At 60.0% G+C, this 13,342-nt stretch carries 14 protein-coding genes and 1 pseudogene; 3 read left to right on the top strand and 12 right to left on the bottom strand.

Annotation, left to right across the window (positions count from 1 at the left end; genetic code table 11):
- The 9 genes and pseudogenes from SFLMC1_RS11445 to SFLMC1_RS06790 form a co-directional block, all read right to left on the bottom strand.
- The coding region (locus SFLMC1_RS11445) for a collagen binding domain-containing protein (RefSeq protein ID WP_410053242.1) at positions 1-897 on the bottom strand (897 nt) is incomplete at its 3' end.
- A gap of 87 nt (positions 898-984) precedes the next feature.
- Positions 985-1,209 (bottom strand): annotated as a pseudogene (locus SFLMC1_RS11440) (prealbumin-like fold domain-containing protein); the annotation flags it as partial.
- A gap of 399 nt (positions 1,210-1,608) precedes the next feature.
- Positions 1,609-2,313, bottom strand: coding sequence for a transaldolase (locus tag SFLMC1_RS06820; RefSeq protein ID WP_152073175.1), 705 nt, complete (start codon positions 2,311-2,313; stop codon positions 1,609-1,611).
- A gap of 184 nt (positions 2,314-2,497) precedes the next feature.
- Positions 2,498-3,373 (bottom strand): MurR/RpiR family transcriptional regulator, encoded by an 876-nt coding sequence (locus SFLMC1_RS06815; protein ID WP_152073176.1) that lies wholly within the window; start codon positions 3,371-3,373, stop codon positions 2,498-2,500.
- A gap of 209 nt (positions 3,374-3,582) precedes the next feature.
- Positions 3,583-4,485, bottom strand: a complete 903-nt coding sequence (locus tag SFLMC1_RS06810) for a ketose-bisphosphate aldolase (RefSeq protein ID WP_152073177.1) — start codon at positions 4,483-4,485, stop codon at positions 3,583-3,585.
- A 122-nt stretch (positions 4,486-4,607) separates the two neighbouring features.
- Positions 4,608-5,465 carry a ketose-bisphosphate aldolase gene (locus SFLMC1_RS06805; RefSeq protein WP_152073178.1) on the bottom strand — a complete coding sequence of 286 codons (858 nt, stop codon included), beginning with the start codon at positions 5,463-5,465 and terminating at the stop codon, positions 4,608-4,610.
- A 95-nt stretch (positions 5,466-5,560) separates the two neighbouring features.
- Positions 5,561-6,664: a PTS fructose transporter subunit IIC gene (locus tag SFLMC1_RS06800; RefSeq protein ID WP_152073179.1), complete on the bottom strand. Its 1,104-nt coding sequence runs from the start codon at positions 6,662-6,664 to the stop codon at positions 5,561-5,563.
- Positions 6,665-6,747: 83 nt separating this feature from the next.
- A complete protein-coding gene (locus tag SFLMC1_RS06795) occupies positions 6,748-7,050 on the bottom strand; it encodes a PTS fructose transporter subunit IIB (protein WP_152073180.1) in 303 nt (100 codons plus the stop codon).
- A 92-nt stretch (positions 7,051-7,142) separates the two neighbouring features.
- On the bottom strand, positions 7,143-7,634 hold the full coding sequence (locus tag SFLMC1_RS06790; protein ID WP_152073181.1) for a PTS sugar transporter subunit IIA: 492 nt from the start codon (positions 7,632-7,634) through the stop codon (positions 7,143-7,145).
- 400 nt (positions 7,635-8,034) lie between these two features.
- On the opposite strand from SFLMC1_RS06790, the gene SFLMC1_RS06785 reads away from it, so the two are divergent.
- A complete protein-coding gene (locus tag SFLMC1_RS06785) occupies positions 8,035-8,931 on the top strand; it encodes an ROK family protein (RefSeq protein WP_152073182.1) in 897 nt (298 codons plus the stop codon).
- 150 nt (positions 8,932-9,081) lie between these two features.
- Here the strand turns inward: SFLMC1_RS06785 and SFLMC1_RS06780 are convergent, their stop codons facing one another.
- The 3 genes from SFLMC1_RS06780 to SFLMC1_RS06770 form a co-directional block, all read right to left on the bottom strand.
- Positions 9,082-9,723: a GntR family transcriptional regulator gene (locus SFLMC1_RS06780; RefSeq protein WP_226814187.1), complete on the bottom strand. Its 642-nt coding sequence runs from the start codon at positions 9,721-9,723 to the stop codon at positions 9,082-9,084.
- A 111-nt stretch (positions 9,724-9,834) separates the two neighbouring features.
- Positions 9,835-9,963, bottom strand: a complete 129-nt coding sequence (locus SFLMC1_RS11320) for an HAD hydrolase family protein (RefSeq protein WP_226814181.1) — start codon at positions 9,961-9,963, stop codon at positions 9,835-9,837.
- 20 nt (positions 9,964-9,983) lie between these two features.
- Positions 9,984-10,298, bottom strand: coding sequence for a hypothetical protein (locus tag SFLMC1_RS06770; protein WP_152073184.1), 315 nt, complete (start codon positions 10,296-10,298; stop codon positions 9,984-9,986).
- A gap of 62 nt (positions 10,299-10,360) precedes the next feature.
- On the opposite strand from SFLMC1_RS06770, the gene SFLMC1_RS06765 reads away from it, so the two are divergent.
- Both SFLMC1_RS06765 and rlmKL read left to right on the top strand, forming a co-directional pair.
- Positions 10,361-10,516: a hypothetical protein gene (locus tag SFLMC1_RS06765; RefSeq protein ID WP_187323893.1), complete on the top strand. Its 156-nt coding sequence runs from the start codon at positions 10,361-10,363 to the stop codon at positions 10,514-10,516.
- A 223-nt stretch (positions 10,517-10,739) separates the two neighbouring features.
- Positions 10,740-13,310 (top strand): bifunctional 23S rRNA (guanine(2069)-N(7))-methyltransferase RlmK/23S rRNA (guanine(2445)-N(2))-methyltransferase RlmL, encoded by a 2,571-nt coding sequence (gene rlmKL, locus SFLMC1_RS06760; RefSeq protein WP_152073185.1) that lies wholly within the window; start codon positions 10,740-10,742, stop codon positions 13,308-13,310.
- Positions 13,311-13,342 lie beyond the last annotated feature (32 nt).

Genomic DNA, 13,342 nt, shown 5'->3' with positions numbered 1-13,342 from the left:
GGGCGTCGTCCCCGGGGCGGTCCCCGGCAGGGCCTCGTCGGCCATGGTCACGGCCTGCGCGTCCGCCGTCCCCTCCACGGTGAAGGGGACGTCCTCGGCCAGCTCGTAGCCCTCGGGGGCCTCGGTCTCGCGGAGGAGGTAGTCGCCCGGGGCGAGCGCCTCGATGAGGTGGGGCTCCCCGTCGGAGACCCACTCCTCGACGACGGCGCCCTCGGCGTCCACGACCTGCATGGTCGCGCCCGCGAGGGGCTCGCCCGTGGCAGCGTCGACCTTCCCGGCCTCCACCCTGGTGGGCTCGTCGACCATCTCGACCTGCGTCACGGGGACGCCCTCGGCGACCTCGAACGCCACGTCGGAGGCGACGAGGTAGCCCTCCGGCGCCGCCTCCTCGTGGAGCGTGTAGGAGCCCGTGAGCAGCGTGATCTCGTGGGGCTCCTCGCCGGAGACCCACTCCTCCACGAGCTCGCCGTCCGCGTCGTAGACGCGCAGGGTCGCGCCGGGCAGCTCGTCCTCGCCCGTCACCGACTTCTTGGAGACCACGGTGCGGGGCAGGTCGTCGTTCGTGAGCGTTCCCAGGTCCACGGTCACGCCGTCGCGGTAGACGCGCACCTCGATGGGGCCGAGGAGCTCCTTGCCCTCGTTGGCCCCGCAGGGGAGCTCCTCGAGCTCGTAGGTGTCGTAGGGCAGCGCCCCCTTGGAGTCGTCGGGCCCCGACGCCCCGAACCACACGCCGGCCGAGGCGTCCCAGGAGCCGTCGGCCGCCTGGTCGTTGGCGTTGGTCGACGCGGTGTGCGGGTTCCACGAGGCCGCCGTGCTGGCGTACCCGTTGCCGTCGGTCACGACGACGTGGGACTCGCCGGTGGTCGCGCTGGTGATGCGGAACGGCACGCCCGCCATGCGGGAGAGGTCGCCGTCGGAGACCTTCACGAGCTCGAGGTCGCCGCGCCTGACCTGGTTGGCCACCGCGCGCTCCCCGGTGAGCTCGACGACCTCGCCGTCCTCCTCGATGGAGAACGGGACCTCGGCGTCGGTGCCGAGGTAGCCCTCCGGCGCCTCCACCTCGCGCACGAGGTAGTCGCCGTAGGGCAGGGCGTCGGGCTCGGACTCCGCGGCCCCTCCCCCGGTCTCGAGCGTGAGCGCTACCTCCCCGGGCGCGACCTCCTCCCCGCCCACGAGCACGGGGTTCGCGGACGCGTTCACGACCTCGAAGACCGCGCCGGCACCCCGAGCCGCTCGAGGGCGAAAGGCTCGGGGCGATTAGGCTGGCCGCGCACGAGGCCATAAGGAAGGTCCTTGACCGCCACGGCATGGCAGAATAGCCTTAGGTGCAGGGGCGCTGACACAGCCCTCCCTCTTACACCACAAAAATGCGCGCCATCGTACCCCCCCGCGACGTGCAAAATCGCGAATATTCAGTGTCTCCCAATAGCGCCGCGGCGCCTCGGAGAGCCATAAAAGCAAAAACGGCCCCCGTTTTGGCGTTTTTAGAGCCAAAATGGGGGCCGTTCCGTGCTTCGACCAAGTGGTAAAAGCTGATAAAAGCTGGTTAAAGCCTTTACCGTGCTGAATATTCGCGATTTTGCACGTCGCCGGAGGGGGTACCCTTGCTTACGGCAGGATATGGAAGCCGAGCGAGGCGATATCCTTGGCAAAACCGCGCACGGTATCGAGCGAGACCTCGTACAGATCACGGCCGATGTTCTTGCGCTTGGCCAGGATGCTGTTGGGCACCGTGATGATCTGGCAACCGCAGGCTTCGGCTTGGTAGATGTTGATGAGCTCGCGCGTGGACGCCCACAGGACCTCGCAGTTGGGCTTGACGGCAGCCTTCTTGACCGACTCCGTCATAAACGGAATGGGGTCGACGCCGGTATCGGCAATGCGGCCGGCAAAGAGCGAAATGATGGACGGCGTCTCGGCGTCAACGGCCTCGACCATCTCGTCGACCTGCTCGGGCGTAAAGATGGTGGTGACGTTGACCTTGATGCCGTCGGCCGAAAGCTTACGCACCAGCTCGGCGGTGGACTCGCCCTTGGTGGTCACGCACGGAATCTTGACGTAGACGTTCTCGGCCCAGGTGGCGATCTCGCGCGCCTCGATCTCCATGGTCTCGACGTCGTCGGCAAAGACCTCAAACGACACGGACACATCGGTGATGTGGGCCAGGACCTCCTTGGCAAACGCGCGGTAATCCGTCACGCCGCCCTTCTTCATAAGGGACGGGTTGGTCGTGAAACCCTGAACGTTGCCGTTCTCGTACATGTCGAGCATGCCCTCGAGGTTTGCACCGTCAGCGAACACCCTGATTGCCACGTGAGGTCCCCTCTGGTTATGTGCCCTTGGTACGCGTTCTAATTACCGTATATTCGTTTATTATAACGACTTGTCATATTTCCGGAATCCACTTATTGCAAGCCACAAAACACTTTGTGAACGACAAATTAGGCGATAAGCAGTCGGGCTGATATCGCTAAAGATACAGACCCTACAGAATGATTTAAATGATCTCCTGTTCAACACCCTTGTCATCGCCCAGGGATTTCCACAAAAGCCCTGCCTGCGCACGGAAACTGGGGACATCGCTGCAAAGCAGCAGGAACATAACCTCGATAATGAAGTTGATGGAATTATGCGAGAACGGGAGATCGCTGTTGAGCATCTTATCGCGCGCCGCAGCATGGAGAACGCACGTCGCCCGGCGCGCCAACGGAGAATCGGGCTTGTTTGTAATCACGATGGTGGAAGCACCCGTGTCGATTGCGTTGTCCATCATCTTGTTGAGACGCTTTGAATGCCCCGACTTAGAGATAAACAGCAGCACATCATCGGGCGTAAGGGACAGGGTCTCAAGCATCATCGCCTCGGTCGTAGGAGAGCAGTGCGTCCTGAGTCCCAGCTGGGCAAAGAGAAACGCCGCCTGCAGGCACGAGGGAATCGTGTTGCCAACGGCACCGAACACGATGCTCATCGACTTCTCGATAAGCTTGACGGCCTGGACAAGCTCATGCTCGTCAACGAGTTCAAGTGTGTCAAAAAGCTCCTGGTTTTTAGCCATGAGTACGGTCTCCATGGCAGCCTTGGGGGCACCGATCGAGACGACGGTGATCGGAGCGTCGAACCTTGAACCGGAGCCGTTGCCGTTATCGAGCTGAACAGCCTGCCTCAAACTGGAGAAGCTGCTATAGCCCAGATGCCTGACAAAACGCGAGACCGTCGCAGCTGACGTCTCGGAACCAGTTGCAATCTCGCGGGTGGTCATAGTGGGGATCATTTCCTGGTTCGCCATCACGAAATCGGCTATCAGCTTCTCGCGATCGCTCAAACGATCGTAGACCGAGCAAATTTCGTTGACGACACTTCCCTTGGGCTGCATTCTTCCACCCCTCTATTCTTCCGGTCGAGATATATTGATTTTATTAAAATAGTCGATATTCCCCATATGTGCATCGGCGAGCGTGCCCTCTTTTTTTCCTCTTTTCCTCCCCAACCTAGAAGAAACGAATGAAAATAGGGGGAGAAAGGGAGGAGTTCCTTTATATTGAAACCCCTCTCCCCTCATTGGTGCGCTATGGTCGAGAAAGCCTAGTTGAGCTCCTGGCGCCACTGGGCAACGCCGGCATCGCGATAGTACTTGGCAGCGCCAACGGAGTTGAAGAGCTCCATCTTCTGCTTGATGACGGCCTTGCCGGCCTCGATGCACTCCGGGAAGATGTTGTTGGGATCCCAGCCGGAACCCTCCTGCGCGAGGATTTCGCGAGCCTTGGTGAAGAAGGCGCTCTTGTAGTCAGAGGAGATATTGACCTTCTGGATACCGATGCGAACGGCCTCGGCGATCTCGCTGTCGGGGTTACCGGAGCCACCGTGTAGAACCAGCGGGATATCGACGACGTCCTTGATGGACTCGAGGACATCCATGCGCAGCTTGGGCGTAACGCCCTTTGGGTACAGGCCGTGGCAGGTGCCGATAGCGACAGCTAGGGTATCGACGCCGGTCTCGGCGACGAACTTCTTGGCATCGTCGGGATCGGTGTACTTGACCTCGGTCATGCCACCCTCGATGGAGGTGCCGGTGTCACCGATGGTGCCGAGCTCGCCCTCAACGGAAACGCCGACCATGTGACAGTAGCGTACGACTTCGGCGGTCTTGGCGATGTTCTCCTCAAAAGGCAGGAGAGAACCGTCGATCATGACAGAGGTGAAACCGCAGTGGACGGCACGCATGATGCTCTCGATGGAATCGCCGTGATCCATATGAATAACGAACGGCACCGGGCTGTTGGAGCAGCGGGCAACAACGTACTTGATGAAGTCGTCCTTGCAGTATGCAAGCTCGGTGGGGTGCACGGCGATAATCGCGGGGGCATCGTTTGCCTCGGCGGCCTCGACGACGGTACGGAACAGGTTGCTCTCGGACACATTGAAAGCGCCAACGGCGAAGTGCTTTTCCTTGGCCATTGCGAGCATTTGGTTCATGTTGACGAGCATTAATTTTTCTCCTTCGTTTTGATTGATTAATTTGCAGCTTCTCCCATACGAAGCTGAATACCTAAACGTTGCAGCCGTACGGCTCAGGCACCAAGGCTGCCGAATCGAATGCCTGCGGAAACTTATGCCTTGCCGTAGGACCCAGAAAGCTCTATGTAGTGCTTAATGGTGTCGATACCGGCGCGCCAGCTGTCCTCACAGAGCTGTGGATAGTCGTAGTCCGGGTTCTCGGCCAGTGTTTTTGCCACGAACTCACGCTGAACGATCATGTAGTCGGTTCCGACATTGATCTTGTTGATACCGACCTCTACGCTCCTGCGCATGTTCTCGTCGCCGGCCCCTGACCCGCCGTGAAGTACCAGGGGCGCACCCGTGGCGGCCTTGATCTTCTCGACGATGTCGAAGTGGAACGTGGGAACGTAACCCTCCGGGTAATCACCATGAGTGGAACCATAGGAGACAGCCAGGCAATCGACCCCGGTCTCTTTGATGAACGCAATGGCAACGTCCGGATCGGTATACATCGCATAGTCGGTGAAATGAGCATCCTCGCCCACCGCGCAACCCATGTGGCCGACCTCGGCCTCAACCGAGGCTCCGTAGATCTGAGCAAGCTCAACGACCCCGCGGGTCACCCGTGCGTTCTCCTCCGGGCTCAACGCCGAGGCGTCGCACATCACACTTGAGAAACCCTCTTGCAGGCAGCGCTTGAGATGAGCGATGTCGTGGCCGTGATCGAGATTGATCGCCACGGGCACATGAGCCGCCTGGGCCATCTTAATGATAGGCACCGTCAGAATATCGCAGTCGAAGTATGCCTTCACGTGGTCCTGAAGAAGGTCGATGATGATCGGCGCATTCATCTCTTCGGCTGCCGCGATGACGCCACGAGCGGTCTCGAGGTTGAAAGCGTTGATCGCCATGACTGCATAACCCTCGGCATTTGCCTTTGCGAGCATGCCTTTCATCGACTGGTACATAGTAAAGCGATCCTTTCTGATGCGAAGTCTTCTGTGCAGATGGATACCAAGGATTGAGAGGGCGGGGGCTCCGAAGAGCCCCCGCGAGGCAATGGTCAGGACAGGCTGAAGCCGGAGAGGTCGACCTCTTCCTCGGTGTCGTCCTCGGGGAAACCGAGGTCATCGATCTCGTCCTCAGGAAGACGCTTCTTGATCAGCACGAGGAGTACGGCGGTCACGCAGGAGCCAGCCAGGAGTGCAATCACTGCCCACATAGGCTGAGCCATGGCGGGGATGACGAAGCAGCCGCCGGAAGGAACCTGAGACTCGACGCCCATAGAGAAGGCGATGGCGCCGCAGACGCCGCAGCCGATGGAGGTGGAGATAACCGTGCGGATCAGGTCGTTCATGGCGATGGGGATAACGCCCTCGGAGATCATGCAGACGCCCATGGGGAACGCGACCTTGATAGCCTCTTCCTCGCTCTTGTGATAGATGGGCTTCTTGAGGATCTTGGAGAGGATCAGGCCGAGTGTGACGCCGAAGGGCGGAACCATGGCGGCGAGAACCTTGATGCCCTCGGGACCGTAGATACCATCGGCAAGCATGCCATCACAGATCAGGTTTGGAACCTTGGAGATAGCTCCGCCGTAGTCGATGCAGCCGATCCAGCCGATGATGAAGCCGAAGCTGACCTTCTGCGACTGGTCGAGACCCTTGATGAAGCTCGTGAGACCAGCCGTGAACGCGGCAAGCGGGCCACCGAGAACGAAGAGCATGATGAGGCCGGCGATGATGGTGGAGAGCGTCGGGACGATCATCATAGGCATAAGAGCATCCGCCCACTTGGGAACCTTGACGTTCTTCTCGATGGCGAGAGCGATGTAGCCGACGACAAGACCGCCGATGAGACCGCCGAGGAAGCCGGCGTTCAGGAAGGAAGCGATCTGACCCATAAGAAAGCCGGGTGCGATGCCGGGACGGTCAGCGATAGAGTACGCGATATAGCCACCGATGAACGACGGAATAAGGCCCATGCCCCAAACGCCAACCTGGGTGAGGGCGCGCGGAACCGTGAGGTCGCTGAGCGAGCTCAGTCCATCGGACCCGCCGCAAAGATTGCCGACGGCAATCAGCAGACCGGAAGCGACGACCAACGGCAGCAGGTAGCTAATTGCCGTCAGAACGTGTTTCTTCACGTCCTGGAGAATCTTTTTCATTACTTTCCCCTTTCCGTAGACACGGATCTATTTACAGCCGCCCTTGCAGCTGAATTCCAAAGCCTGGCGCTCTCGGACCGCACTTAGAGGCTCTCCTCAATCTTCTGGATAATCTGCTTGGGAGCCTTGACGACAAGACTCGTGGGGACCTCCATGACGCGCTTGTTCTTAAAGCGTGAGGTATCGACCTTGATGTCGACGGCGAGAATTACGGCGTCCGCAGCAGCTATCTCCTCGGAGGTGAGTTCGTCCTCGACGCCAATCGTGCCCTGGGTCTCGATATGAATCTCGTGTCCCAAAGCCTTGGCGGCCTTAACGAGCTTCTCTTTGGCCATGTAGGTATGGGCGATTCCACTCGTACAGGCACAAACTCCAACCAGCTTCATGACAATTCATTCCTTTCTTTTCGCCTCTTATTGACGGTCTCGGTTCCCAGGCGATGCGAACCGGACCGTTTGCTCATGATTTGTGCGACCTATTAATCGTCGTAATCGTCGGGGCTGGACTCCAGAAGCGTCAGCATCTCGGCAGGAGTCTTTACAGCGTGGAGCCTTTCAACGAACGACTCATGCGCCAAGAGCATCGCAACATGCTGAAGCAGCTTGAGGTGTACGACGTCGGAGTCGCCCTCGGTCACAGCGAAGAGAATGACGATGCGGACGGGCTCATCATCCAGAGACGCCCACTCCAGGTCGTTTTTCGTCGTGCCGATGGCAAGAGCAGTCTTGTTGACGCCACTGGACTTGCCGTGCGGAATCGCAACGCCCATGCCAATACCGGTTTCTCCTTCGCCCTCACGCCACATTACATCCTTAAAGAAGGCTTCGCGATCGTTGAGCTTACCCTCCCTCTCAAAGCAATCGGTGAGGACGTTGAGCATGTCGACCTTCGTGGATACGTCCAGGTCGAGCACAATCAGCTTCTCGTCTATCACGTTGGCGATGTCGAACTCCTGATTAGCCTCTGGCATGGATGTTCTCCCCTTTCATCTTTTGCCTTTCGTTGTTTCACATATTACTCTGATATGAAACATAATACAGCTAATATGAAACAAACCTGGTGAACGGTATTTTTGGGCCCCTGAACGGCAGCATCTGCGTTTTGAAGAAGAAAACACTTTATCGAACTTATTTTAAATATCAATAAAACTGCTGGTAATTGTTTATTTATATAGAGACTCAATATGATTTGTCGGACTATCCGACAACTGGTATCAACCTTGATCAACAGGGTCTGATATGCCTGTTTTCTCTTATTCTCTGTTTCATATAACGTTTCATATATAGATATAATTGGAGACGCGATATAATTTGTTTCGCCAATATGGAACAAATGGTTTTTTTGGTCAACCAAAGGTTGAGGAGGACAACATGTCTGAGAAACAACTGCTCGGCGCACTCGAAGCAGGCGGTACCAAGATGGTCTGCGCCATCGGCAACGAGAACGGAACCGTCCTTAAGTCCGAAGAAATGCCGACCGGGGACCCCCAAGAAACCGTGGACGCCATCTACTCTTGGTTCAAGGATTCCAACATCAAAGCTCTTGGAATCGGCGCATTTGGTCCGACAGCCGTGAACCCAGCCTCCGATCGCTATGGACAGATTCTCGAGACGCCCAAGACCTCGTGGCGGTATTTCGACCTCCTCGGATCGCTATCGAAGCGCCTCGATGTTCCCTGTGGCTATGACACCGATGCCAACGTGGCCTGCCTGGGTGAGGCGCGCTTCGGCTGCGCCCGCAGCCTCACCGATGTCGTTTATCTCACCATCGGTACGGGCGTCGGGGCCGGCGTCATGATCAACGGAAAGCTCCTCCACGGCATGCTCCACCCGGAAGCCGGCCACATTCCTGTCACCCGCAACGAGCATGATCCGCTACCTGTTGCCGAGAGCGGCTGCCCCTATCACTCCAGCTGCCTTGAGGGGCTCATCGCCGGCCCCGCTGTCAAGAAGCGTTGGAACGGCAAGCGCGCATCCGAGCTCGCCGAGGATGCCGAGGCAATGGACCTGCTTTCCGGTTACCTCGCTCAGGCCCTCAGCACCTACGTGCTTTGCTACTCCCCGCAGCGTATCATCATCGGCGGCGGCATCGCGGACCATACGCCCATCGTTGCGCTAGCGCGCCAAAAGACGCTCGACGCCCTTAACGGCTATATCGTCACGCCCGAGATTGCCGACATCGACAGCTATATCGTGAATAACAGCCTTGAGAGCAAGCAGGGCATCATGGGCTGCCTTGCGCTCGCGGCAGAGGCTCTAGCGAAATAGGCTTGCAAGAAAACGATCCCCACCGATATCGCCGACATCTTCGCGACCATGCAAAATGCCTCCCATTTCTTGAACCAAGAATGGGAGGCATCTTTATACGTCGAGTTCAATCTCCAGATGATAGAGATCGGCTCTGAAATACATCTCGACTTACTCACGTGGAACAGTCTGTTTATCGAATGAGACGCGCTTGATCAACAGGAGAGGGTCGCCCTCCTTGATGTTTAATCGGTCGGCTTGCCCCGCATTGGCCACCACGGCCCGAATGTTCTGCGTAGCGCGCTTCCAGCTGATACCGCAGCTGTTGTACGAGAACGCACGAAGAGATTCCTTGGAGAAATCGCGCTCCTCGATATACGGCACGCAGCCGTCCTCGTAGTAAATCGTCTCGAGATAGAACGGTTTGTCGCCGGAATAGCGCACACGGCGCAAGCGGAACGAGGTCACACCTTCCTCAAGCTCGAGTGCCTGGTCAGCATTCTTCGAAATCGGTGCGACGTCGGCATCAACCACGTGCTTCTGCGGAACAACATTGTCCGAAACGTTCTTTTTCATGCAGCTCGTAACATATTGAAGCGAATTGGAGGGAACGTTGGAGATGACCTCGGAGCCCTTGCCGCGACGCCCGGTGATTAGTCCATTGTTGGTAAGCATCTCCATGGCCTTGCGAGCAGTAGCGCGCGAGACGCCGAACTGTCGCATAAGTTCGCTTTCCGATGGGATCAAATCACCGACAAGGTAGACACCGCCGACAATGTCCTGAAACAGGATGTCGTAAAGCTGCGAATACAGTTGTTACTTACCACTGAAATCCAGTGACGTCTACAAAGCCATGTCACCTTCCCTCTTATTCTCCGATGCACAAAAATGCTAGCGGGGAAGAAAGGTACAAATATTATCTTCCTATTTCATCAGTAACATGAGCCCGAAGTGCTCCAGAGCACCTACCGTGCCGTCTTCGTCGGCAGAACCCGTCACGTAGAGCGAGTGCTCCTTAACTTGCGGCAACGCGTTGCCTATGGCTACCGACATCTCCACCACCGCAAACACGGTCAGATCGTTCTCGAAATCGCCGAACCCGAACGCGCTTCGTGGCCGCGGCCCAGGCACTTCAGCGCGTGCACCACGCCCGTGCCCTTGTTGACGCCCTTCATGGTCGACTCACCGATGGCAATCCCCAGTTCGTGCATGTCGTAATACTCGTCCATGAACGCCTGAATCCGTTCGAACTTGGCAAACTCCGTGTCTTCATAGCAGAACTTGTTGCAGGCAAAGGCAGAGAACCGCTCCGTGTGCTCCATCGCACTCGCGGCGGTCGGCGTGTCAAGGGTCCCCGTGTAGACCGCGCCCAATGGGCAGAAGGCCACATAGCTGCCATCGCTCTCGAGCGCGCCTCGATGCCGGCAGACTCCAGCCGGAGGGTCGTCTCATGCAGCAGCTCCGCGCTCGTGTCGTCGCGGTAGACCCGCTTGCCGTCTATGTAGATCGAGGAGACCGGCGAGCAGACGAGCCCGCTGTCTCGGGCTCCAAGAGCCTCGGCAAAGCCGTGGAGCGTCCGCGCCAGCTGCAGATGAACGCGAGATGACCGCGCTCGCGCAGCCGGTGGAACGCGTCGTGCACGGCGGGCGTGGGCTTGTCATGGGCCACGATCTCATCGACGCTCGCCCCCACGGGAAATCAGCGTGCCGTCGATATCGAAAACCAGAGCTGCAGAGGTCTCGTACATTGGCCACATCCTTATCCGCGCGCTCAGGGGGAGCTTTTCTCCGCCTTATAATGGGACGGATTCACATATAGAGAGGTCACCCATGGAATTTTATGCAAGCTGCCCCGAGGGCTTTGAGTCCGCACTCGCCGACGAGCTTAAACGGCTCGGGCTTTCGCATGTCCGCCGCCTGAAGGGCCGCGCTACGTTTGAGGGCGAGCTCGAAGAAGGCTACCGTGCCTGTCTGTGGTCGCGCCTGGCCAGCCGCGTGTTTGTGGTGCTCGGGCGCTTTGAGGCGCAGGATGCCGACGAGCTGTACGACGGCGTTTACGACATCGCTTGGGAGAACATCGTCCGCCCCGGCGCCACCATCGCCATCACCGCCCGCGGCGTGACCGAGCAGCTGCGCAACACGCGCTTCTCGGCCCTGCGCGCCAAGGACGCGCTGTGCGACCGCCTGGCCGAGGCCACGGGTCGCCGCGCCGACGTCGATGCCGCCGATCCCGACGTTCATCTGCTGCTTTCGCTGCGCCAACGTCGCGCGAGCATCAGCCTGGACCTTTCGGGCGACCCGCTGTTCAAGCGTCTGCCGCCCGCGGCGACCCGCGCCGGCGAGGGCGCGCACGTGCTACGCCCCGACTACGCCGCCCTGGTGTTGGCGCAGATCGGCTGGACCGCACTGTGCGAGCGCGAGCTGACGGCCGACGACTACGAGAACGAGGCTCTGCCCACGTTGATCGACGCCTCGTGCGCCGGCGGCGGCCTGCTGCTGGAGGCAGTGAATATTCTGACCGACCGCGCTCCGGGTGCCATCCGCGAGCGCTGGGGCTTTGAGGGCTGGCAGTTGCACGACGCCGCTCTGTGGGAGCAGTTGCTTGCTGAGGCACGCGAGCGCGAGGCGGCAGCACGCGAGCGCGAGGCACGCATCGTCGCCGTGGACATTGATCCCGCCGCCCGCAAGACCGCTGAGCGCATGGTTACGTGTGCCGGCTACAAGCGCTTTGTCGATTTTTGCGCCGCCAAGCCCGCCACCGTGCTGGACCATGTGGGCGCTGTCGCCGGCGCCGCCGTGGTCGCAGACACCACCGAGACCCCGCTTTCACTCATGCACGACGCCATGGCCCTGGTCGGCGAGCTGCGCCGCGCGCCCGAGCTTGCCGCGGCGCCGGTCGCCGTGCTCACCCGCGACGGATTGCTGGCCCGCGCGCTCCACGCCGAGCCCGAGCACTCGATCGCCGTCATGCCCAACAACGAAGAGGCGACTATCGAGGTCTGGCCCTCGCTCGACCACGCAGCCGCAGCGTTTGAGGCTGCGACCAGTGCGGATGCCGCGGGCGAGGCTGCAGATGTCGACAATGCCAATGATAAAGGCAGCACCGCCCCCGCCACGCCCGAGCCCGCCGCCACGCTCGACCTAGGCGACGGCAAGCCGCTGCCCGTGCTCATCCCCGAGTCGGAGCAGTTCGCCAACCGCCTGCGCAAGAACGCCCGCCTGCGTCGCAAGTGGGCCAAGCGCGAGGGCGTGAGCTGCTACCGCGTCTACGATGCCGACCTGCCCGACTACTCCGCCGCCATCGATCTGTACGAGGGATGCCCGCAGACGCCGGGCCGCTGGCTCGTCATCGCCGAATACGCCGCGCCCAAGACCATCGACCCTGCACTGGCCCAGGCCCGCATGCTCGACATCTTGGCCATCGCGCCGCGCATCCTGGACGTTCCGGCCGAGCACGTGCACGCCAAGGCCCGCATGCGTTCGCGTGGCGGCTCGCAGTACGGCAAGCAGGGCGCCGGTAAGGGCGGATCGGGTGAGCGCGCCAACATCGCGCGCCGTCGCCTGCCGCTCATCGAGGAGGGCGGCCTCACCTTTGCCGTCAACTTTGACGACTATCTGGACGTCGGCATCTTCCTGGATCACCGCGTCACCCGCAACCTGGTGCGCGAGCACGCCAAGCAGGCGCGCCGCTTCCTCAACCTGTTTGCCTACACCGGCACTGCCACCTGCTACGCGGCCGATGGCGGCGTCGAGGAGACCGTGACGGTCGACCTCTCCAACACCTACCTGGACTGGGCTGAGCGCAACATGCGCCAGAACGGCTTTGTGGGGCCTCAGCATCATTTTGTGCGCAACGACGTGCTCGCCTGGATTCGCGACCAGCGCCAGACGCGCAACCGCTGGGACTTGATCTTTGTCGACCCGCCCACGTTCTCGAACTCGTCCAAGATGGGCCACCGCACCTGGGATGTCCAGCGCGACCATGTTGAGCTTTTGGCCGGCGTATCGCGCCTGCTCGCACAGGGCGGGCATGCCATCTTTAGCTGCAACCTGCGCGGTTTCCGCCCCGAGACGCGCAAGCTCGCACGCGCGGGCGTCGTGCTAGAGGACATTACGGCGCAGACCATCCCCGAGGATTTCGCACGCAACCAGAAGGTGCATCATTGCTATATCGTGCGCCGTCTGCCCATCGAGGACGCCATGGCCGAAGTCGGCTTTAGTGCCGAGGAAATTACCGAGCGCGTTGAGGAACTGCGCAACCCCGCGGCTCGCAAGCCCCGCGTGGCTGCACCCGCGCACGTACAAGCCGGCGACCGAGGGGCGCGTGGCAACGGCGAGCCTGCCTGCGCAGGCAAACCCAAAAAGAAGAAGTTCTACGCCAGCAAGCCCAAGGGCAGATAACGAAGTTGCGGTGGAATACGGACTGTTTTGCC

Origin of the sequence: Collinsella aerofaciens (genome assembly GCF_901212495.1) — a bacterium.
Lineage (GTDB): Bacteria > Actinomycetota > Coriobacteriia > Coriobacteriales > Coriobacteriaceae > Collinsella > Collinsella aerofaciens_H.
The sequence above is the reverse complement of the archived record's forward strand: the minus strand, read 5'-3'. Positions and strand labels throughout refer to the sequence as shown.